At 70.5% G+C, this 21,944-nt stretch carries 21 protein-coding genes; 12 read left to right on the top strand and 9 right to left on the bottom strand.

From position 1 onward, the window contains the following. Positions 1-96: 96 nt before the first annotated feature. Positions 97-537 carry a DUF6299 family protein gene (locus AC07A6_RS10975; RefSeq protein ID WP_478776906.1) on the bottom strand — a complete coding sequence of 147 codons (441 nt, stop codon included), beginning with the start codon at positions 535-537 and terminating at the stop codon, positions 97-99. Positions 538-707: 170 nt separating this feature from the next. Between AC07A6_RS10975 and AC07A6_RS10980 the strand changes: the two genes are divergently transcribed. Together AC07A6_RS10980 and AC07A6_RS10985 are read left to right on the top strand one after the other, a co-directional pair. Then, the gene (locus AC07A6_RS10980; protein WP_478776907.1) at positions 708-1,340 is read left to right on the top strand and encodes a DUF4352 domain-containing protein; all 633 of its coding nucleotides are present in this window, start codon (positions 708-710) and stop codon (positions 1,338-1,340) included. Between the two features lie 56 nt (positions 1,341-1,396). Further along, positions 1,397-1,891, top strand: coding sequence for a DUF5949 family protein (locus AC07A6_RS10985; protein WP_362471333.1), 495 nt, complete (start codon positions 1,397-1,399; stop codon positions 1,889-1,891). Positions 1,892-2,014: 123 nt separating this feature from the next. Here the strand turns inward: AC07A6_RS10985 and AC07A6_RS10990 are convergent, their stop codons facing one another. After that, positions 2,015-3,271, bottom strand: coding sequence for a cytochrome P450 (locus AC07A6_RS10990; RefSeq protein WP_362459350.1), 1,257 nt, complete (start codon positions 3,269-3,271; stop codon positions 2,015-2,017). A 76-nt stretch (positions 3,272-3,347) separates the two neighbouring features. After that, positions 3,348-4,520 carry a low temperature requirement protein A gene (locus tag AC07A6_RS10995; RefSeq protein WP_362459347.1) on the bottom strand — a complete coding sequence of 391 codons (1,173 nt, stop codon included), beginning with the start codon at positions 4,518-4,520 and terminating at the stop codon, positions 3,348-3,350. Between the two features lie 232 nt (positions 4,521-4,752). On the opposite strand from AC07A6_RS10995, the gene AC07A6_RS11000 reads away from it, so the two are divergent. The 10 genes from AC07A6_RS11000 to AC07A6_RS11045 all read left to right on the top strand — a co-directional run bounded on the left by AC07A6_RS11000 (position 4,753) and on the right by AC07A6_RS11045 (position 17,162). Then, on the top strand, positions 4,753-6,159 hold the full coding sequence (locus AC07A6_RS11000) for an MFS transporter (RefSeq protein ID WP_478776908.1): 1,407 nt from the start codon (positions 4,753-4,755) through the stop codon (positions 6,157-6,159). Between the two features lie 897 nt (positions 6,160-7,056). Further along, positions 7,057-9,327 (top strand): formate C-acetyltransferase, encoded by a 2,271-nt coding sequence (pflB, locus tag AC07A6_RS11005; RefSeq protein WP_478776909.1) that lies wholly within the window; start codon positions 7,057-7,059, stop codon positions 9,325-9,327. 126 nt (positions 9,328-9,453) lie between these two features. Next, positions 9,454-10,302, top strand: a complete 849-nt coding sequence (gene pflA / locus AC07A6_RS11010) for a pyruvate formate-lyase-activating protein (RefSeq protein WP_478776910.1) — start codon at positions 9,454-9,456, stop codon at positions 10,300-10,302. A 67-nt stretch (positions 10,303-10,369) separates the two neighbouring features. After that, positions 10,370-11,464, top strand: a complete 1,095-nt coding sequence (locus tag AC07A6_RS11015; protein ID WP_362459334.1) for an MFS transporter — start codon at positions 10,370-10,372, stop codon at positions 11,462-11,464. Next, entirely contained in the window at positions 11,461-13,779 is a 2,319-nt protein-coding gene (locus AC07A6_RS11020) for a molybdopterin oxidoreductase family protein (protein WP_386271431.1), read from the top strand. Before AC07A6_RS11015 ends, AC07A6_RS11020 begins: the two co-directional genes overlap by 4 nt. A gap of 7 nt (positions 13,780-13,786) precedes the next feature. Beyond that, positions 13,787-14,386 carry a 4Fe-4S dicluster domain-containing protein gene (locus tag AC07A6_RS11025; RefSeq protein WP_042801027.1) on the top strand — a complete coding sequence of 200 codons (600 nt, stop codon included), beginning with the start codon at positions 13,787-13,789 and terminating at the stop codon, positions 14,384-14,386. Then, positions 14,383-15,042, top strand: a complete 660-nt coding sequence (locus tag AC07A6_RS11030; RefSeq protein ID WP_362459329.1) for a QcrA and Rieske domain-containing protein — start codon at positions 14,383-14,385, stop codon at positions 15,040-15,042. The genes AC07A6_RS11025 and AC07A6_RS11030 overlap by 4 nt, the downstream gene beginning before the upstream one ends. Continuing rightward, positions 15,039-15,407, top strand: a complete 369-nt coding sequence (locus AC07A6_RS11035) for a hypothetical protein (protein ID WP_478776911.1) — start codon at positions 15,039-15,041, stop codon at positions 15,405-15,407. Before AC07A6_RS11030 ends, AC07A6_RS11035 begins: the two co-directional genes overlap by 4 nt. Positions 15,408-15,409: 2 nt before the next feature. Further along, positions 15,410-16,837, top strand: coding sequence for a NarK family nitrate/nitrite MFS transporter (locus AC07A6_RS11040; RefSeq protein WP_478776912.1), 1,428 nt, complete (start codon positions 15,410-15,412; stop codon positions 16,835-16,837). 103 nt (positions 16,838-16,940) lie between these two features. Continuing rightward, the gene (locus AC07A6_RS11045) at positions 16,941-17,162 is read left to right on the top strand and encodes a hypothetical protein (protein ID WP_362459320.1); all 222 of its coding nucleotides are present in this window, start codon (positions 16,941-16,943) and stop codon (positions 17,160-17,162) included. Between the two features lie 13 nt (positions 17,163-17,175). Here AC07A6_RS11045 and mscL read toward each other — a convergent pair whose 3' ends face one another. From mscL to AC07A6_RS11075, 6 genes are all read right to left on the bottom strand, one after another. After that, on the bottom strand, positions 17,176-17,685 hold the full coding sequence (mscL, locus tag AC07A6_RS11050) for a large conductance mechanosensitive channel protein MscL (protein WP_362459317.1): 510 nt from the start codon (positions 17,683-17,685) through the stop codon (positions 17,176-17,178). 123 nt (positions 17,686-17,808) lie between these two features. Further along, positions 17,809-18,267, bottom strand: coding sequence for a hypothetical protein (locus tag AC07A6_RS11055; RefSeq protein ID WP_478776913.1), 459 nt, complete (start codon positions 18,265-18,267; stop codon positions 17,809-17,811). 256 nt (positions 18,268-18,523) lie between these two features. Beyond that, positions 18,524-19,081: a carboxymuconolactone decarboxylase family protein gene (locus AC07A6_RS11060; protein ID WP_362459311.1), complete on the bottom strand. Its 558-nt coding sequence runs from the start codon at positions 19,079-19,081 to the stop codon at positions 18,524-18,526. Positions 19,082-19,245: 164 nt separating this feature from the next. Then, the gene (locus AC07A6_RS11065) at positions 19,246-20,079 is read right to left on the bottom strand and encodes an S-methyl-5'-thioadenosine phosphorylase (protein ID WP_478776914.1); all 834 of its coding nucleotides are present in this window, start codon (positions 20,077-20,079) and stop codon (positions 19,246-19,248) included. 85 nt (positions 20,080-20,164) lie between these two features. Beyond that, complete coding sequence (locus AC07A6_RS11070; protein WP_478776915.1) at positions 20,165-20,479, bottom strand: FmdB family zinc ribbon protein; 315 nt, start codon at positions 20,477-20,479, stop codon at positions 20,165-20,167. A gap of 67 nt (positions 20,480-20,546) precedes the next feature. Further along, on the bottom strand, positions 20,547-21,857 hold the full coding sequence (locus AC07A6_RS11075; RefSeq protein ID WP_478776916.1) for an MFS transporter: 1,311 nt from the start codon (positions 21,855-21,857) through the stop codon (positions 20,547-20,549). Positions 21,858-21,944: the final 87 nt, after the last annotated feature.

Raw genomic sequence — 21,944 nt, forward strand, 5'->3', positions numbered from 1 at the left:
GTTGCCGTGGGGATGGGTTCGTGTCGCGCCCCCCCCCCCCCCCCCCCCCACCCCCCGCCCCCCCCCCCCCCCCCCCCCCCCCCCCCCCCGCCCCCTCTACGCGCGCTCGACGACCTGGATGACCTCGTCGTCCTGCGCGACCGTGTCGATGCCGCGGGGCAGCAGACCGCCCGAGAAGTGGATCTCCTGGAGCTCCACGACGGCCCTCGCGGCACCCGGGTGGATGCCGCCGGTGAGCGGGCTGCCGGCCACCCACTCGTGCTCGGCGCCGTCGCAGACGACCTCGCCCGCGCCGATGCTCAGCCGCGTGTTGTCCTGGATGACGGTGGCCTTGATCTGAACCGCCCCCGAGGGTGACGCGGCCTCGCAGTGGTAGGTGCCGGAAAGGGTGATGGAACCGTCCCCGGTGATGTGAGCTTCCGACTGTACGGAAATTCCCTGATTGAAAACGGTGGCGTGGGCGGGAGCCGCGAACAGGGCCGTCGCGGCCAGGGCGGAGAAGGCCCCCAGGGTCATTCGGCGGGCGGACGTGCGCATTCTTCCTCCAGGTGGGTGCGGGTGGCGGGAATCCACCGGAACGCATTGTGCTGGCAATTGGCGGGCTACTCGTTCCGCGCGCTCGTGTCGGTGTGTGCAATTCCCCGCTCGGGCGCGTGAGACTGGCCGGAAATACTCACCGCCCCGAAGATCCCCGAAGGGGTTCCCGCATGCGTCAGCCCGCCTCCGTCCCCACCTCGTTCTCCGTCCTCGCCGCCGCCGCCCTGATGCCCTTCCTGCTGCTCACCGCCACCGCCTGCCAGAGCGCCCCCGAGGGCGCCGCGCTCGCCCCCGCCGCGGCCCCGGCCGTCCCCGTCGACGACGGAGCGCCCGGCGCCGACGAGGACCCCGCCGCCCAGGACCGGGCGGGCGCGGTACCCGGCGCGGCGAAGGACGCCCATGTGGGTGACTCCGTACGGGTGCAAGGACACGAAGTGGGCCGCCACCTCCAGGTGGTGCTGAGCGCGTTCGTGGACCCGGCGGTCAGCGTCGAACCGAACTACCAGCCGCCCGCCGGCAAGCGCTGGGTGGCCGCCTCGATGTCGTTCGTCAACGTCGGAGGAGCCTCGTACGGGGCACTCGGGCGCATGTGGGCGTACGACGGCGCGGGCAAGCGCCACCCGGTGGTGCGCACCGGCGAACTGACGACCGGCAAACCACTCGTCTTCGATTCCCTCGCGGTCGGCGAGCGGGCCGAAGGATGGGTCGTGTTCGAAATTCCGGAAAGCCAGAAGATCGTGCGGCTCCAGTACCAGGACGCGAACATGCAGGCGAATTCCGGAGGGGGATTCTGGTCGGTCTAGCCCGCGCGGGTGAAAGGCCGTGAAAGGGCCCGGCGCCGGAGCACTAAGGTGCGCGCATGACTTCTACGCAAGCCGAAATCGACCGCAGTCAGCTCGGCACCCTTTCCGTGCTCGCCTGGATCGGCGACCCCGCCGAGGGCCACAAGCTCCCCTACCTCCTCGCCTACACGCTCGGCGACGGACCGGGAGGCCGGGAAGCGGGCGAGGCGGCCGCCCGCGCGCTGCTGGAGGGGATGGGCCTGCCTATCGGCGTCGAGGTCGCGGACGGCACCGCGAACCCGCAGAAGTTCGACGTGAAGGTCATCCTCGCGGACAACCAGATCGCCCTCACCCTGCCCGGACTGAACGCCACCTGCACTGCCCCGGACGAGTGGGTGGAGGCCGCCAACGACGGCGGCCAGGTGTACTTCCTGTTCGCCACCCGCGCCTGGCCCGAGGCCGTCCCCGGCAAGCCGGTGAGCGCCGAGCTCCTGAAGGCCTTCGCCGGCGACGAAGAGGTCCTGACAGAGTGCGCCCACTGCCTCGTCACCGTGCAGAGCCTGCAGCGCTAGCCGGACACCCCCCCACGCCGGCCCCCGCCCACGCCGGCCCCTGCCCACGGCAGCCGCCGCCGCGCCTGCGGCGGCCGCCGTGCTCCGGCCGCCGGGCTCCCAGCCTGCCCGGCGGCCGGCCCCTCACGCCGGGTGCTCGAAGGCGAACCGCAGCGAGCGGACCCGGTTGTCGAAGTTCGAGCCCGCCAGATCGGGCAGACCCACCGCCCGCAGCCCCACCGGCCGCGTGAGCAGCTCCCGGAAGAGCGCCTTCATCTCCACCCGGGCCAGATGCGCGCCCAGGCAGAAGTGCGGCCCGCCGCCGCCGAAACCCAGATGCGGGTTGGGGGAGCGGGTGATGTCGAACGCGTCCGGATCGGGGAACACGGCCTCGTCACGGTTGGCCGACGCGTAGTACAGCACCACCTTGTCCCCCGGCCGGAACGCATGCCCGCCCAGCGTGTGCTCGGCGGTGACCGTCCGGCGGAACTGGATGATCGGCGTCGAGTGCCGGATCATCTCGTCCACCGCACCGTCCGCGTACTTCTCGAAGTCCGACAGCAGCAGGTCCCGCTGCTCCGGGAAGTCCGTCAGCAGGCTCAGCCCGTGACTGATGGCGTTGCGGGTCGTCTCCACCCCCGCCACCATCAACAGGCTGAAGAACGCGCCCAACTGGCGGGCCCCCAGCGCCTGGCCGTCCACGTTCGCGCACACCAGCGCCGAGATCAGGTCGTCGGTGGGGTTCTTGCGCCGCTCCCGCCCGATGCCCGCGACCATCCGCTGCATCCGCGCCAGGGCCCGCAGCCCCCGCCCGGGCATCCGCAGCCGGGCCGCCAGCCCGCGCTCCACGCCGATGTTCTCGGACGCGTGGTTGACCCGGTCCGCGATCTCCGCACGGTAGTGCTCCGGGATGCCCATCATGTTGCAGATGACCTCCAGCGGAAGCCGCGAGGACACCGCCGAGACGAACTCCTGCGGCCGCTCGGCCAGGACGTCGTCCACGATCCGGGCCGCCACCGCGTGGATGTCCTCCTCGGCCGCCGCCAGCAGCCGCGGCGTGAACGCCCGCTGCACGATCTTCCGCAGCTGCGCGTGGTCCGGGCCGTCCAGGTTGACCATCGAGTCCCCGAACAGCGCCCGCACCCACCGGGCCGGCTCCGGCGTCGTCACCCCGGGCGCGCTCGCGAACACCTTCGGCAGCCGGCTCGCCTCCTGCACGTCGGCGTGGCGCACGAGCGCCCAGTGACCGCTCCCCTCGGGGACGAACACCGGGGAGTCCAGCGCCCGCAGCCGGGCGAACGCCGCGAGCCGCTGATCGGGGGGCCGCTGCCAGAAACCCGGCTCGGCCAGTTCCCCTCCGGGATCGGTACCGGAGCCGTGCCGTTGCGGGGGGAGTGTCATGGGGGCTGTCTCTTCCTGTAGCCGTTCCGCTGAGCTGCTGAACGCCTTCGGGGGCGCGGGGGTGACGGCCGGAGCCTCAGACTTCGGCACCGGCACGCTCGAACTGCCCGCCGCGCACCGACAGGGTCATGCCGACCACCACCGCGGCCGTCGCCACCAGCCCCGCGTACAGGACCGCGTACGAACCGGCCCACGTACAGGCGAGCAGGGCCAGCGCGGACACCGGCAGCACCAGCTGCTGGGCCGCACCCCGCTTGAAGTGGCGCGAGTGCAGCAACCACACCATCAGCAGGAACAGCGCCGACGGGACGGTCACGGCCGCGTTCGCGGCGACCTGCGAGATGTGCGCCTTCCCCACCGCGTGCTCCACCGCCACCTCGATGCCCGCGCCGATCGCCGCACCCGAAGCGAAGATCAGCAGATGGCCGTAGCCCCACGGGATCGCCTCCCGGTTGGAGTTCAGCCGCTCGTGCATCGGCACCGCGAAGTAGATCCACCACGCGGCGAAGACGATCAACAGCCCGCCCGCAGCGATGGGCAGCAGCACGTCCAACGCCTCGTGCTCGTCCAGAGCCGACTTCACCGCCACCGTGCTCGCCGCGATGGTCTCGCCCAGCACGATGATGGTGAACAGGCCGTACCGCTCCACGATGTGATGGGCGTGCCAGGGCGTCTGATGCCCCCGCTCGGCCAGCACCGGCACCATCAGCTCGGCCACCACCAGCACCAGGAACAGCCAGCGCTTCGAAGCTTCCGGAGCGAACAGCAGCCCCACCCAGCCCGCCTGACAGATCACCAGCCCGGCCGCGTACTTCAACGCCGCCGCCCGTGCCTCGCCGACCTCCCCGGCCGCCGCACGCAACCACTGCGCCGTCAGCGCCACCCGCATGATCAGGTAGCCGATGACGGCCACCACCCAGTCGTTGTCGTCGAAGGCCCGGCTCACCCCCGCCGCGTAGACCAGCACACCGGCGATCTGCACCAGCGTCGCGACCCGGTACGGCACGTCGTCGCAGTCGTAGGCAGAGGCGAACCACGTGAAGTTCATCCACGCCCACCACACGCCGAAGAACACGAAGAAATAGCCGACCACCCCGCTCCCCGGATGGCCCTCCGCCAGCGCGTGCACCAGCCGCGCCCCCGCCTGGGCGATCGCGACGACGAAGCACAGGTCGAAGAACAGCTCCAGCGAGGTCGCCGTCCGGTGCCCCTCGTCGCGGCTGCGGGCTGTCATCGGTACGTACGTCATACCGCCCAGCACACCAGGGCCCGGCCCCCCGACCGGCGAGGCGCGCGGCCGACGCCCCACGGGTACCCCGGGCGGACTCGTACCGGCCCGCCCCGCCCGACCCCGAGCCGAAGGGACCACGCCCGGCGGGACAAGGTCCCCCCACCCGCACGACATTCGCCCCTGCCGCGCCCCGCCCCCCGCGGCGGAGCCTGGATAAGTCAGGACCCGTCTCGATGTTCAGGACCACGCCATGAGTTCCGCCACGCAGCAAGCGCCACAGGTCGCCGCCGACCCGGCGCAGTACCGCCCGGGCCGCACCATCACGCAGTGGACCCCCGAGGATCCCGCCTTCTGGCAGTCCACCGGGAAGAAGGTCGCCACCAGGAACCTGTGGATCGCGGTCCCCGCCCTGCTCGTGGCGTTCGTGGTCTGGCAGGTGTGGAGCATCACGGCGACCAACCTCAAGGACGTCGGCTTCGGCTACTCCCAGTCGCAGCTGTTCTGGCTGACGGCCGTCCCCGGCCTCACCGGCGGCACCGCCCGCATCTTCTACACCTTCCTCGGCCCGATGGTCGGCCAGCGCCGCTTCACGGCCCTCTCCACGGTGGTCCTGGTCATCCCGCTGCTCTGGCTCGGCTTCGCCGTGCAGGACCCGGACACCTCCTACACCACCATGGTCGCCATCGCCGCCCTCTGCGGAATCGGCGGTGCGAACTTCTCCTCCTCCCTCGCCAACATCGGCTTCTTCTACCCGAAGCAGGAGAAGGGCAACGCCACCGGCATCAACGGCGGCCTCGGCAACCTCGGCGTCTCCGTGGTCCAGCTGCTCACCCCCATCCTGATCACCGCCTCCGTCCTGGCCGTCGGAGCGGGCCAGAAGAAGGCGAACGGCTCGGAGATCTACCTCCAGAACGCCGCCTTCGTCTGGATCCCGGTCCTGGTCGTCCTCGCGGCGGTCGCCTGGTTCGGGCAGAACGACCTCAAGGTCGCCTCCACCCCCTTCAGCCAGCAGAAGATCATCTTCCGGCGCAAGCACAACTGGCTGATGACCTGGCTCTACGTCGGCACCTTCGGCTCCTTCATCGGCTTCGCGGCAGCCCTGCCGCTGCTCATCAAGACCACCTTCCCCGCGTACTCGGTCGCCGCCTACGCCTGGATGGGCCCGGCCCTGGGCGCGCTGGCCCGCTGGGCGGGCGGCTGGATCGCCGACAAGCTGGGCGGCGCCCGGGTGACGATCCTCTCCTTCGCGGGCATGGGCGTATCGATCATCGGCGTGATCAACTTCCTGCCCGCGGGCTCTGACCACGGTTCGTTCCAAGGCTTCTTCCTCTGCTTCCTGGCCGCCTTCTTCTTCTCGGGCATCGGCAACGGCTCGACCTTCCGGCAGATCCCGGTCATCTTCCGGGCCCAGCACCTGAAGGGCCTGACGGAGGGCACGCCGCAGTACGCGGCCGCCCTGAGGCAGGCGGAGATCGAATCCGGCGCGGTGACGGGCTTCACCGCCGGCATCGCCGCCTACGGCTTCTTCTTCATCCCGGCGATGTTCGCCAACTTCGCGGTGACCAGCGCGATGTGGGGCTTCGTCGCCTTCTACGCCAGCTGCGTGGTCGTGACCTGGTGGTTCTACGCCCGCAAGAACGCAGAAGCCCCCAGCTGACCCCGCCCCAACCCCAGCCCCCGCGCCCACCCACCAGGCGGGCGACCCGAATCCCCGGCGCCCCGGACCCTCACCCCGGGCGTCGGGCGTCGGGCGTCGCCCGGGGCATCAGGCTTCACCCCGGGCGTTGGGCTCCGCCCGGGGCGCCGGGCTTCGCCCCGGTCAGCCACAACGTGGGCCCCGTGGGCGCTGTTACCGCCCCTCCACCCCAGCCGGCTGCCGTATCACCGAGTCCCCCGTCTCCACCGTCAGGGGCCCCGCCTCCGGGCCGGACGACGGCGACAGCCGGCATCCGCACCGCCCGATACCGGGTGTGGTCCTGGCAGCCCCGCCAAACTGCCTCGCGGCCTCCGCCCAGGCCGGGGTCCGAGGGGAACCCCGGTCACCCGCCGGGGAGGCCGGGCCCGCCGCCCCCGAAAGCCCTTCACGGCCGCCGGCGCGCTGGGCCGCGTACCTCTTCCTCCTCCTCTTCCTCGGCAGGCGGACCTGGCCCGGCCGGGGTGCCGTCATCGGACTCTTCGGGCCGTCCGGCCCGTCCTGCACCGGCATCGCGCAGGACAACCCCTGGTTCTTCATCTCCGCCTCTTCTCTCTCGCGCCGACTTCCTTCATGCTGCCGGGCCCGTTCACGACGTGCGTCGCACTATCCACAGGCGCCGCCGAAAGACAGCTTTTCCGACTTTCCGGCCTCCATTCCAAATTCTTGTGAATGCATTCACAAGCGCACTACGGACTTTAGTCCCGTGAAAACCTCCAGCTCAAAGACGGTGCCGGCGGTCGGCTCCCGAGAGTCGGGGGACTTTCGGGCCGGAGATCAGGACCATCGCGGCGCCAAATGATCGATCAAAAGGCGTGGAATGGACACAAGCAATGAGGCGACTCGGAGAAGGTGCCGGCGATGACTGCCACCCCTGTGGAGACCACGAAGAACGGCCAGGCCTGGGAAGGGTTCAAGGGCGGCCTGTGGCGCGACGCCATCGACGTCCGCGACTTCATCCAGCAGAACTACACGCCGTACGAAGGCGGCGACTCCTTCCTCGCCGGCCCCACCGAGCGCACCACCGCGGTGTGGAAGGCGATCACCGACAAGTTCCCGGAGGAGCGCGAGAAGGGCATTTACGACGTCGCCCACGACATCCCGTCGTCGATCACCGCACACGCCCCGGGCTACATCGACCGGGACAAGGACCTGATCGTCGGCCTCCAGACCGACGCCCCGCTCAAGCGCGCGATCATGCCCTACGGCGGCTGGCGAATGGTCGCCGGCGCCCTGGAGACCTACGGCTACCCGGTCTCCGAGGAGCTGGAGAAGGTCTTCACCGAATACCGCAAGACCCACAACGCCGGCGTCTTCGACGCCTACACCCCCGAAATCCGCGCCGCCCGCAAGGCCGGCATCGTGACCGGCCTGCCCGACGCGTACGGCCGCGGCCGCATCATCGGCGACTACCGCCGCGTGGCCCTCTACGGAGTCGACCGCCTGATCGCCTTCAAGAAGGACGAGAAGGAGGAGCTCAACTCCCTCCCCGCCGACGGCCGCTCGCTGGAGGAGACGATCCGCCTGCGCGAGGAACTCGCCGAGCAGATGCGCGCGCTGTCCGAGCTCAAGGCGATGGCCGCCTCCTACGGCTACGACATCTCCGGACCCGCCGCCACCGGCCGCGAAGCCATCCAGTGGCTGTACTTCGCGTACCTCGGCGCCGTGAAGGAGCAGAACGGCGCGGCCATGTCCCTGGGCCGCACCTCCACCTTTGTCGACATATATCTTCAGCGTGACATCGAGGCCGGCATCCTCACCGAGGAGCAGGCACAGGAACTCGTCGACGACTTCATCATCAAGCTGCGCATCGTCCGCTTCCTGCGGACCCCCGAGTACGACGAGCTGTTCTCCGGAGACCCGACCTGGGTCACCGAGTCCATCGGAGGCATGGGAGAAGACGGCCGGCCGCTCGTCACCAGGACCTCCTTCCGCTACCTCCAGACCCTCTACAACCTCGGCCCGGCTCCCGAGCCCAACATGACGGTCTTCTGGTCGCCGCGCCTGCCGCAGGGCTTCAAGGAGTTCTGCGCCCGCGTCTCCATCGACACCTCCTCGGTGCAGTACGAATCCGACGAGCTGATGCGCCCGCGCTTCGGCGACGACACCGCCATCGCCTGCTGCGTGTCGGCCATGCCGGTGGGCAAGCAGATGCAGTTCTTCGGCGCCCGCGTCAACGTCGCCAAGACCCTCCTCTACGCGATCAACGGCGGCCGGGACGAGAAGTCCGGCGTCCAGGTCGGGCCGCGGACCGGCCTGCCGGCCTCCGACGTCCTCGACTACGACGAGGTCATGGCCAAGTTCGACGAGCAGATGGAATGGCTCGCAGAGACCTACGTCCACGCCCTCAACGTCATCCACTACATGCACGACCGCTACGCCTACGAGCGCCTCGAAATGGCCCTGCACGACCGCGACGTGCGCCGCACCATGGCCTGCGGCATCGCCGGCCTGTCCGTCGCAGCCGACTCGCTGTCCGCCATCAAGCACGCCAAGGTCACCGCGCTGCGCGACGAGAGCGGCCTCGCCACCGACTACGCCATCGAGGGCGAGTTCCCGGCGTACGGCAACAACGACGACCGCGTCGACGAGATCGCCGTCTGGCTCGTCGAGGAGTTCATGAGGAAGATCCGCAAGCACGAGACGTACCGGGGTGCCGAGCACACCCAGTCCGTGCTGACGATCACCTCGAACGTGGTCTACGGCAAGAAGACCGGCAACACCCCGGACGGACGCCGGGCCGGGGAACCGTTCTCCCCCGGCGCCAACCCGATGAACGGCCGCGACACCCACGGCTACGTCACCTCGGCCCTGTCGGTCGCCAAGCTCCCCTACGAGGACGCCGAGGACGGCATCTCGCTGACCAACACCGTCACGCCCGACGGTCTCGGCCGCACCCCGCAGGAGCGGATCAGCAACCTCGCCGGCGTCCTCGACGGCTACATGGCAGTCGACGGCTTCCACATGAACGTCAACGTCCTGAACCGCGACACCCTCATGGACGCCATGGAGCACCCGGAGAAGTACCCGCAGCTGACCATCCGCGTCAGCGGCTACGCGGTGAACTTCGTGCGGCTCACCCGGGCGCAGCAGCTCGACGTGCTGAACCGCACCTTCCACGGCGCGCTGTAGCGCCGTCCGCAGACCGCGCGGCCCGGGGCCGGGCCCTCACCCCGGCCCCGAGCCGCGCGCCTCCACCGGACGCACCGCCCCCACCGGACGCACCGGTACACGCCGAACACGACTGGAGCACCTGCCATGACCGTCTACTTCGGTACGAGCCTCCCCGTCGGCCCCGAGAACGCCGCCTTCGCCGGCACCCCCCGCCCCTCGGCCACCCCCGCGCAGACCCTGGCCGCCGCCGCGACGCAGAGGCCGAGCGAGGGCTCGGTGCACTCCTGGGATCTGTCCACCGGAGTCGACGGCCCCGGGACCCGGTTCGTGACCTTCCTCGCCGGCTGCCCGCTGACCTGCCTGTACTGCCACAACCCCGACACCATGCGGATGCGCAACGGCCGACGCACCTCGGCCGACGCCGTCATCGCCGAAGCGCGCAAGTACACCCGGTTCATCTCCGCCTCCGGCGGCGGCGCCACCATCTCCGGCGGCGAACCCCTGCTCCAGCCCGTCTTCGCCGGCGAACTCCTGCACCGCATGAAGAACGACCTGGGCCTGCACACCGCCCTCGACACCTCGGGCTTCCTCGGATCCCGGGCCAGCGACGCGCTGCTGCGCGACGTGGACCTCGTACTGCTCGACATCAAGTCCTGGGACCGGGACACCTACAAGAAGGTCACCGGCCGGCCGCTGGAGCCCACCCTGGACTTCGCGCGCCGCCTCGCCGGCCTCGGCAAGGAGGTGCACCTGCGGTTCGTGCTCGTTCCCGGACTCACCGACGCGCACGAGAACGTCGAAGGGGTCGCCGCCTTCGCCGCCGGCCTCGGGAACGTCTCACGGGTCGACGTACTGCCCTTCCACAACCTCGGCGAGAGCAAGTGGGAAGCCCTGGACATGCCCTACACCCTGCACGGCACCCCGTCGCCCACCCCCGCGGACGTGCAGGAGGCCAAGGCGGTCTTCGAGGCGCACGGACTGAAAGCCGTATGACCCGTTCGGAGTAATTCCAAGCTCCGCATAACGGGCTGAATCGGCATGGACCACCTAGCGTGGTGCTGTGTCCGAGCCCACAGAAGTACTCGCCGCGGGCCCGCCCCCCGGGCCGCCCGAGCCCCCGCCACCGGCCGGACGGTCCGTCACCGCACGCGCCACCGCGGCCGGCGCCGCCGTCTCCCTCCTCCTCATCGCCGCGATCGTGCTGGGCAGCCGCCTCCTGCGGGACTTCGACTCCGCCCTGCTCCCGTACGCCGTCGCCACGGTCTTCCTCGCCTTCGGAGTGGCCTACCGGTACACGGTCTGGGTGTCCGCACCCGGCGCGCGCCGCCTCTTCAAGAAGGGCTTCGGCAGCTTCTTCTCGGCCGCCAACTTCAAGAAGGCACCCACCGCCCTGCCGAAGATGATCGCCACCTACCTCGGCTTCCAGAAGTTCCTCGGCGCCCGCTCACGCGCCCGCTGGGCCGCCCACCAGCTGATCTTCTGGGGCTGCCTGCTCGCCGCCGCGATCACCTTCCCCCTCACCTGGGGCTGGTTCACGTTCACCTCCGGCAGCGGCTCCGGACCCGGCTACGAGATGCGGATCTGGGGCTTCAAAGTCCTCGGCTTCAACTCGCTCGACCTCCTGGGCTGGCTGATGTTCCACGGCCTGGACATCGCCGCCGTCCTCGTCATCCCCGGAGCCTCGTACTTCCTGTGGCGCCGCATGAAGGACCGCGGCGCCATCACCGGCCAGCGCTTCGCCTACGACCTGCTCCCGCTGATCTGCCTGATCGTGATCTCGGTGACCGGGCTGCTGCTCACCTTCTCGTCGATCTTCCTGCACGGCGGAGGCTACGAGTTCCTGGCGATCCTCCACATGGTCTCGGTGGTCTTCACCCTCATCTACATCCCCTTCGGGAAGTTCTTCCACATCGTCCAGCGGCCGGCGGCCGTCGGCATGCAGCTCTTCAAGTACACCGCCCGCCAGGACGAGGAGATCTTCGCCTGCAGGCGCTGCGGCGAACCCATCGACACCACCCCGTACGTGGAGAACCTGCGCGGCACGATGCAGGACCTCCGGCTCGACTTCAACGCCTTCGCCGAATACTGCCCCCGCTGCAAGCGGGTCCTGCGCGGCAACGCCTACCTGACCCACGTCAAGAAGGGCTTCAAGTGACCGCGACGGACCCCGCCAAGCCGGCACGGCTGCCCCTCGACCCGGCCATCGCACCGCCCGGCACCCGCAACTTCCGCGACGCCGGCGGCATCCCCGCCGACCGGTGGCACGCCGACCAGAACGGCGAGACCCTCGTCCCCACCCACTGCTGCTTCTGCGGCGTGCAGTGCGGCATGTACCTGCGGGTCGACAACGCCGGCAAAGTCTTCGGCGTCGAACCCCGCAACCACGACATCAACCGCATGCGGCTGTGCCCCAAAGGCATCAACGCCTACCAGCAGGTCAACCACCCCGACCGGCTGACCTCGCCCCTGATGCGCCGATCCCGCGACGAGGAGTTCAAAGAGGTCTCCTGGGACGAGGCCCTCGACTTCACCGTCTCCGAGGTCCGGCGCATCCAGGCCGCCCACGGCAACGACGCCTTCGGGCTGCTCGGCGGCGCCAGCCTCTACTCCGAGAAGACCTACCTCGTCGGCAAGTTCGGCCGGGTCGCCCTGAAGACCAGGCACGTCGACTACAACGGCCGCCTCTGCATGGTCAGCGCCGCCGGCGCCAACAAGCTCGCCTTCGGCATCGACCGCGCCGCCAATCCCTTCTCCGACATCCTCCTCACCGACTGCCTGCTGATCGCCGGGTCGAACGTGGGGGAGTGCTTCCCCGTGATGACCCAGTACGTCTGGGGCGCCCGCGACCGGGGCGCGACACTCATCGTCGTCGACCCGCGCGAGACGGCCATCGCCCGCACCGCCGACGTCCACGTCCCCATCAAACCCGGCACCGACTCGGCCTTCTTCAACGCCGTGCTCCACGTCATCGTCGACGAAGGACTCACCGACGAGGCGTACCTCGCCGCCCACACCACCGGCTGGGACGAGGTCAAGAAGACCGTCCGGGAATACCCGCCCGCCCGGTCCGCCGAGATCTGCGGCATCCCCGCCTCCCAGATCGTCCAGGTCGCCCGCATGTTCGCCGGCGCGGACAAGGCGATGGCCTTCCACGCCCGCGGCATCGAACACCACTCACAGGGCGTCGAGAACTGCCTGTCCGTCATCAACATGTGCGTGGCCACCGGCAACCTCGGCAAACCGGGCGCCGGCTACGGCACCATCACAGGCCAGGGCAACGGACAGGGCGGCCGCGAACACGGCCAGAAGGCCGACCTCCTGCCCGGCGGCCGTTCCATCATGAACGAGGAGCACCGCCGCCAGATCTGCCGGATCTGGGGCATCGACGAGGCCGACCTCCCGCCGGCCGGCACCTCCATGATGGAAATGGTCTGGCAGATGCAGCGGCAGGAGATCCGCGGCCTGATCGGCATCTGCAACAACCCGTTCGTCTCACTCCCCAACTACGGGGCGGTCAAGCAGGGCTACGACACCCTCGACTTCCACGCCCAGTTCGACTTCTTCCTCTCCGAGACCGCCGCCAACGCGCACGTCGTCTTCCCGGTCACCGTCTGGGCCGAGGACGAGGGTGTCATGGCCAACACCGAAGCCCGGGTCGTCAAACACAACAAAGCACAAGAGCCGCCCGCCGGGGTGCGCACCGACACCTGGGTGATGTGCGAACTGGCCAGACGCCTCGGCGCCGGCGACAAGTTCGACTTCCCCGGCTCCCGCGAGGTGTTCGAGGAACTCCGCATCGCCTCCGCCGGCACCGTCAACGACTACTACGGCATCACCTACGAGCGGCTCGAAGCGACCGGAGGCATCTCCTGGCCCTGCCCGTCCACCGACCACCCCGGCACGCCCCGGCTGTTCGAAGGCGGCAGGACCTACCACCCCGACGGCAAGATCCACATGCAGGTCGTCGAATGGCACCCGCCCATGGACGCCTACACCGAGGAGTTCCCGCTCTCCCTCACCACCGGCCGCACCGTCGCGCACTTCCTGTCCGGCAACCAGACCCGCCGGCTGGGCGCCCTCGTCGAACAGACCCCGCGCCCCTGGGTGGAGGTGCACCCCTCCCACGGATTCCGCGACGGCGACCCCGTCCGGGTGGTCACCCGACGCGGCAGCGAGGTCTTCCCGGCCCTCGTCACCGAGGCCATCCGCCCCGACACCGTCTTCATCCCCTACCACTGGCCCGTCCCGACGGCCGCGAACGCCCTGACCATCGACGCCCTCGACCCCCGCTCGAAGATCCCCGAGTACAAGGTGTGCGCCGCCCGCATCGAGGCGGCCGAGCGCGTCGACGAGGTGCCCGCACCGCCCACGGCCCCCGGCCGCCAGGCCTATCCGGAGACCCAGGTCTCCCGCACCGACCCCCTGCCCCCCACGTCCTCGCAGGGCCGTGGCACGGCGGAGAGGAACTGACACCGCCATGATGGGCCGCACGATCTTCATCGACCCCGGCCGCTGCATCGGCTGTCAGGCCTGCGTATCCGCCTGCCGCGAATGCGACTCGCACCGCGGAAAGTCGATGATCCACCTGGACTACACCGACCCCGGCCAGTCCGTCGCCTCGCTCCCCACCGTCTGCATGCACTGCGAGGACCCCGTCGCGCCGTGCGCCGAGGTCTGCCCCGCCGACGCCATCCTCGTCACCGCGGACGGCGTGGTCCAACAGGCCGACACCACCCGCTGCATCGGCTGCGCCAACTGCGTCAACGCCTGCCCCTTCGGCGTCCCGAAGATCGACCTCCAGGCGAAGCTCCAGATGAAGTGCAACCTCTGCTACGACCGCACCGCCTACGGCCTGGCCCCCATGTGCGCCACCGTCTGCCCGACCGGGGCCCTCTTCTACGGAACGCTCGAAGAGCTCCAGGCCGAACGCCCCGGCGTCCAGGTCGCCGACTCCTTCGCCTTCGGCGACGTGGTCGTCTCCACCGGCGTGGCGATGGTCGTTCCCGCAGACAAGGTCCAGTGGCCCGTTCCCGGCGGACTGCCCGTCGTGGAGGTGAATGGGGTGGATGTCCGATGAGCGTGACCCAGCAGCCCGCACCCGGCTCCGGACCGGGCCCGGACGCCGGCGGCGACGCCGCCGCCGACCAGCTGCGCGACCGGATCAGCGCCGACTCCCTCACCACCCGCCGCGACTACCTGCGGATCGTCGCCACCGTCTCCGGCGGCCTGGCCATCGGAGGGGTCGGAGTCGCCTCCGGCATCCTCCACCGGCACGGCGACAGCGAGACGATGCCCGAACCCAAGAAGGTCACCGACCAGCTCGCACCGGGCGAGTCCGTGGCCTTCAGGTTCCCCGGCGACGAGGACCGGGCCCTCGCCGTCCGGCTGGGCGACGGCAGCCTCGTCGCCTACTCCGCCGTATGCACCCATCTGGCCTGCGCCGTGCTCTGGCGCGAGGACCGCGGCCCCGAAGGAGAGCTGTACTGCCCTTGCCACGAAGGCGTCTTCGACGCCCGCACCGGTGAGGTGACCGCGGGCCCGCCACCCCGCCCACTCCCGAGGATCTTCCTGACCGAGCGGAGCGACGGCAGCGTCTGGGCCATCGCCACCGCCCGCTCCGGGGAGCCCGCCAAGGAAGCCCTGTGCCGGCAGTTCGGAGACTCCCAGATCGAGATGGCACAGCGCCTGGGCTGCCCAGGCGCGGCCCGCGCCGACGAAAGCAGGCGCACATGAGCGACGCACAGTTCCCTCCCCGCCCCGCCTACCACCCGGGGAGCGCCCAGCCCCGGCTGAACCGGCCGGTCCACGAGCGGTACCCGCAGATCCGCGCCACCAGCGGCTACGGCGACCCGCGCGTCCGGCACACCGGCCCCGGCCCGGGCGCCGGCACCGAACAGGAACCGGAGCGCTCCTCCAAGCTCAACGCCCGCCTGGCCCTGGCCCTCACGGTCGTGATCGGGCAGCTCTGGGCCCTGACCGTCACCGTCAACGAGTGGATGAAGGGCAACACCGGCACGGCCTGGTGGGGGGCGGGGTTCCTGGTCCTGTCCTTCCTCGTCGTGATCGCCCTGTGGTTCCTCGACCCGAAGGACCGATGACCATGTCGATACCCACGCCCACCCCGTCCGCGGTGCGTTCGCACCGCGCCGAGACCTACAAGCCCGGCGCCGCCATCGGTGACTGGCGTCCCGAGGACGAGGCCTTCTGGCGGGCCACCGGCCGCCGGGTCGCCCAGCGCAACCTCTGGGTGTCCATCCCGGCGCTCATGCTCGGCTTCGTGGTCTGGCAGGTCTGGTCGGTCACCGTCGTCAAGCTGAACGACGTCGGCTTCGGCTTCTCCAAGTCGCAGCTGTTCTGGCTGACCGCCATCCCCGGCATCACCGGCGGCACCTTCCGGATCCTCTACACCTTCATCGGCCCGATCTTCGGCGAGCGGAAGTTCACCGCCTTCAGCACCTTCATCCTGATCGGCCCCATGCTGTGGCTGGGCTTCGCCCTCCAGGACACCGGCACCCCCTACTGGGAGCTGGCGCTCATCGCGGCCGTCTGCGGCATCGGCGGCGCGAACTTCGCCTCGTCCATGGCCAACATCGGCTTCTTCTTCCCCAAGCGGGAGAAGGGCAGCGCCAACGGCCTCAACGGAGGCCTCGGCAACCTCGGCGTGAGCGTCGTCCAGCTGGTCGCGCCGCTGGTGGTCACCGCCGCCGTGCTCGGCGCCCCGGCGGGAGGCCCGCAGCACGACGCGAAGGAGAACACGGACATCTGGCTCCAGAACGGCGCCTTCCTCTGGGTGCCGCTGCTGGTGATCATGGCGCTGCTGGCCTGGTTCCTGATGAACGACCTGAAGGTGGCCGCGGCCCCCTTCAGCCAGCAGAAGGTCATCTTCAAACGCAAGCACAACTGGCTGATGACCTGGCTCTACGTCGGCACCTTCGGATCCTTCATCGGATTCGCCGCCGGCCTTCCCCTGCTGATCAAGAACAACTTCGAGACGCAGGGCTACCAGGCCACCACCTACGCCTGGATCGGCCCGTTCATCGGCGCGCTCATGCGCTGGGCCGGCGGCTGGCTCTCCGACAAGATCGGCGGAGCCAGGGTGACCATGCTGTCCTTCGTCGGCATGGCGGCGGCCCTGGTGGTCGTGATCTTCGCGCTGCCGTCCGGCGGCGACCAGGGGAGCTTCTGGGCGTTCTTCATCGGCTTCCTGGCGGCCTTCGCCTTCTCCGGACTGGGCAACGGCTCGACCTTCCGGCAGATCCCGGTGATCTTCCGCGAGCAGCACATGCGCCAGGTGGAGGGCCAGGGCCCCCAGGCGCAGGCGGCCGCGCTGAAGCAGTCGGAGATGGAGGCGGGCGCCGTCACCGGCTTCTCCTCCGCCATCGCCGCCTACGGCTTCTTCTTCATCCCCGCGATGTTCGCCGCCATGGCGGTCACCCACGCGCTGTGGCTCTTCATCGGCTTCTACGCGACCTGCCTCGCGGTCTGCTGGTGGTTCTACGCTCGCAAGGGCGCGGAGGCCCCCAGCTGACCCGGCCGGCGCCGGTGCCGGCGCCGGCGCCGGTGCCGGCGGCAGCGGCAGCGGTCGTGACACAGACCGGGGCCGGGGGCGCGGGCGGCCGTACCCTTGGGGCATGAGCACCGCCCCCGCCTCCGACCCGCAGTCCCCGAAGCCCGACGCCGGGGCGAAGCCCGAGACGAAGCCGAAGCCCAGGCCGAAGCTCGTCTTCGACGACCCGCTGGACCAGCAGTCCTCGGACGACACCGACCGCGGCTGGGGCGAGCGGCCGCCCGCCGGAGGAAGCGCGGCCGACCTGGCGCGCTTCCTCGACGAGAAGCCCCCGCACCACATCTGACCCTCCGCGGCCGTCAGAAGGCGTCGCGCGCCCCCGGCGTCCCCTGCACCCGGCCGCCCTCGCCGTTCCCGCTCCGCTGCGCGACCAGGACGTCGCGGATGTCCTTGAGCACCTCCAGCTCGGTGATCTCCATGCTCTCCTGCACGCCCTCCTTCGCCTTGCGGCGCGCCTCCACCTTGGCGAGGTACTTCGCCATGGGCAGGACCATCAGGAAGTACACGACCGCCGCGGTGATCAGGAAGCTGAGCGCCGCGTTCAGCACCGAACCCCACATGATGTTGACGCCGGTCGGCTCGCCCTTCGCGTCGACCCCACAGGGTGCCTTCAGACACGAGGTGTAGACATCCAGGTTCTTGGTGCCGATGGCGCCCACGAGAGGGCTGATGATGCCCTTGACGATGGAGTTCACGATGTTCGTGAACGCCGCGCCGATGACCACGGCCACGGCCAGGTCGACCACGTTCCCGCGCATCAGGAAGGCCTTGAAGCCCGCCAGTACGCTCTCCTTCTTCTTCTCGCTCACCACTGAGCCTTTCCTTGTGCCTGCTGTAGACGGAGCCAACGGTTCCGAAAGCTACGGCAGGCACGGCCCGGCGTGTCCAATCAGCGCCCCCTCCAGGGCGACTTGACTGCTCCTCAGTGCGAATCAGCACACCGTCACCGCCAGTCGCGCCACCGCGCCCGCCCCCACGAGGGCACGCGCCGTGTCCCGGGGCACGGACAGCACCACCAGAGCCCCGCCGTCCCCGGCACCCGCTTCCACGGGGGGCACTTCAGCCACCCGGGCACCCGCCGCCACCACCCGCGGCGACCCCGTGCGCTCCGCCGCCACCACGTCGACCCTGTCACCGGGCCGCAACAGCCGCACCGTCCCGGCATCCGCGATGCGCACGGGCGCCGACACCATCCGCACAGCCGCGGGCGCCGGCTTCACCACCGGCGCGGGAGAGGGGGCGCCCCGGGAGGCCCGGGCCTCCGTCCCGCCCACCGCCAGGGCGGCCGCCACCACGGCCAGCCCGGCCGAGACGACCCGACGCCTGCGCCGCACCGCCCGCCGCAGCCGCCCTCCGGCCCGGCCCACCCGGAGCGGGGGAAAGGAAGGCACCGGGCGCGCCGGGGGACACGTGGAAGAACAGACGGGACGCGAGCCCGGGGAAGCGGGGGAGGTGCGGGAAGCGAGCGAAGACGAGGAAACGGGGAACGGGGGAGAGGTCCTGGACATGAGGGGCACCGCCAAGCTGGTCGTGGTCCGGCGTCCGGGCCCAGTGCCCGGACCTTCCCCACGATCCGCCGCCCCGCCAGAGCCCGCTCCGGCCTGTGGACAATCCCCAGGCTGTGGACAACGCCGTCACCCTCAGGTGTCAGCGCCCGGTCGGCACCTGGCAGGCCTCCGAGAACCCCTGGCTGGTCAGACCGAAGGCGCTGTTCACCCGCGAACGCCAGTTCTCCAGCGCGACCATGGCCGTGAGCTCGACGAACGCCGCCTCACCGAGCCGGCCGATCAGCTCGGCAGCCAGCTCGTCCGTGACCGACGGCTCGGTCTCGGTCATCGCCTCGGCGTACTCCATGACCAGCAGTTCCAGCTCGGTGAACACCTCGCGCGACTCCCGCCACCGCGGCACCCGCTCGATCTTCTCCGGCGAGAGCCCCTTCTCGTGCCCCTCCCAGTAGCCGAAGTCCATGCACCACGAGCAGTTGATGCGCGCGGCCGAAGCCATCACCGCCAAGTGCTTGAGGCCGGCGTCGAGCTTGTTCCACTTGGCCGCCTGCTGCTCCATGCGCACGTACGAGAACAGCACGCGCGAGTTGTGCCCGTACGCCTGACCCGGGTCCAGCACCTTGCCGTAGGTGCGGCGCGAGTACCAGGCGCCGATGCGCATGAGCAGCGTGCGGGGCGGGGTGAGCGAGATGCGCGGCATGACGGGCCTCTTCCGGCTCGGGGGTCCCGTTGACCCCTTCGCCATGGAGACAGGACAGCCCCGCAGAATGTGACACCGCCCCGGAAGTCATTTTTTTCGCCCGGGCGCCGCCCGGCGCCGCACGGTGGAGCCGCCCGAGGGGCTCCACCGGCCCTCGGCCGCCGCTACGGCAGTTCGATGCCCAGGTCCCAGCCGTCGTGGACGTGGGTGCACAGGCAGTCGCGGTCCTCGGTCCGCGGCAGCGCCGCCACCGCGTCGAAGAGGACCTCGCGCAGCCGGCTGACGTTCTCGCCGAACACCTTGAGGACCTCCGTGTGGGAAACGCCCTCGCCCGTCTCGGCGCCCGCGTCCAGGTCCGTGACCAGGGCCATCGAGGTGTAGCAGAGCCCCAGCTCACGAGCGAGCACCGCCTCCGGGTGCCCGGTCATGCCCACCACCGACCAGCCGGCCGCCGCGTGCCACCGCGACTCCGCCCGCGTCGAGAACCGCGGCCCCTCGATGACGACCATGGTGCCGCCGTCCACCGGCTCCCACTCCCGTCCCCGCGCCGCCGCGAGCGCCACCGACCGGCCCACGGGGCAGTACGGGTCGGCGAAGGTGGTGTGCACGACGTTCGGAACGGTCCCGTCCGGCAGCGGCTCACCGTCGAAGAAGGTCTGCGCGCGCGCCTTCGTACGGTCGACCAGCTGGTCCGGCACCAGCAGCGTGCCGGGCCCGTACTCCGCCTGCAGGCCGCCGACCGCGCAGGGGCCCAGCACCTGGCGGACGCCGACCGAGCGCAGCGCCCACAGGTTGGCCCGGTAGTTGATCTTGTGGGGCGGCACGGTGTGGCTGCGCCCGTGCCGCGGCAGGAACGCCACCTGGCGTCCGGCCAGCTCACCCACGTACAGGGAGTCGCTCGGAGGCCCGTACGGCGTCTCCACCTGGATCTCGGAGACGTCCTCGAGGAAGGAGTAGAAGCCCGACCCGCCGATTACACCGATCTCTGCGTTCACCATGGCCTCACCCTAACGGGGGATGCACAAGGCCCCGCCGCCCAGAAGGGCGGCGGGGCCTTGCGGAAAGCGGAGACGTACTGCGGGATCAGGCAGCCGAGGTGGAGCTGCTGCTGCCCGTGCTCGAGGTCGCCGAGGAGGTCGAAGCGGCAGGGGCGGCGGCAGCGGTCGACGTCGTCGTGGACGACGAGGACGACTTCGAGGCAGGGGTGCTGCTCGACGAGGCGCCACGGCTGTCGTTCCGGTAGAAACCGGAGCCCTTGAAGACGATGCCGACCGCGGAGAACACCTTCTTCAGGCGTCCGTCGCAGCTCGGGCACACGGTCAGTGCCTCATCGGTGAACTTCTGCACGGCCTCAAGGCCCTCACCGCACTCGGTGCACTGGTACTGGTAGGTCGGCACGAATTTCCTCCTGGCACTCTGACTCAATGAGTGCTAACGACGCTCCATGGTGACGTATTCCGGCGGATCAGTCCACCGTCACGGGCGTGCGGTGACCGATCCCACGCTCGTTCGCCGCGTTGCGGGCAGCCGGCGCGGACGAGTTCACGATCCGGCTCGGCGCCTTCGGCGCCAGCTTCGCGCGCAGCGCCACCAGCGTGACCAGGGCCAGGGCCGTGGCCACCAGCGGCACCAGGAAGCCGTACGAGGACCCGTGCGCGTCCGTCAGACGGCCGGCCAGGGTCACGGCGCCGGCCTGCCCGAACGCGACCGCTCCGGTCAGCCAGGTGAAGGCCTCGGTCCGCGAGGCGGCCGGGACCAGCTGCTCGATCATCGTGTAGCCGGTGATCAGCGCGGGGGCGATGCACAGGCCGACGACCAGGCCGAGCGCACCCAGCAGGATCATCGAGTGTGCCGCCCACAGCACCGAGGCGGCGGCGGTCAGGCCCATGTAGCCCAGGATCAGGCGGCGGCGCGGGCCGATCTTCCAGGCGACGGCGCCCATGGTGATGCCGGCGATCATGTTGCCGGCCGCGAAGATGCCGTACAGCAGGCCGTTGGCGCCCGGGTTGCCGATCTCGTTGGAGAAGGCGGCGAGCGAGACCTGCATGCCGCCGAAGACGGCGCCGATGCCGATGAAGGCGACGATCAGGACGCGCAGGCCCGGGAAGGACAGCGCGGACTGGTGCTTGCCGCCGGCCGCCGCGAGCGGGGCGACCTTCGGCTCGGTGGCGCGCTGCGCGGCGAAGAACAGGCCGCCGAGCAGGGTCAGGGCCGCCTCGGTCGCCAGACCGGCGGCCGGGTGGACGCCGGTGCACAGCGCGGTGGCGAGCACCGGGCCGACGACGAAGGTGAACTCGTCGGTGACGGACTCGAACGCGGCGGCCGTCGGCAGCAGCGGCGAGCCCTCCAGCTTGGCCGCCCAGCGGGACCGGACCATCGGGCCGACCTGCGGGACGGAGGCGCCGGCCGGGACGGCGGCCAGCGCGAGCGCCCACAGCGGGGCGCCGAGGAGCGCCAGCGCGGTCAGAGCGGAGACCGCGGCGGCGTGGGCGAGGACGACCGGCACGAGGACGGCGCTCTGGCCGCGGCGGTCGGTGAACTTGCCCATGACCGGCGCGAAGAGGGCCATGGAGACGCCGGTGACGGCGGCCACGATGCCCGCGTCGCCGTAGGAGCCGGTGGCGTGCTGGACGAGCAGCAGGATGCTGATGGTCAGCATGCCGAACGGCAGGCGGGCGGCGAAGCCGGGGAGGACGAAGGAGAGGGCGCCGGGCGTGCGCAGCAGCTGCCCGTAGCCGGGTCGGGCGGACTTGTCGGTCGTGACCGCGGATGTCACGGCCTGGCCTTTCCGCTGCCTGGTAGAGCGTCCCCGTCTGCGGACGGCGGGCCGCTTTGTGAGCGACCGCACCCGTACATGTGGGAG

The organism is Streptomyces sp. NPDC044002 (assembly GCF_056434525.1).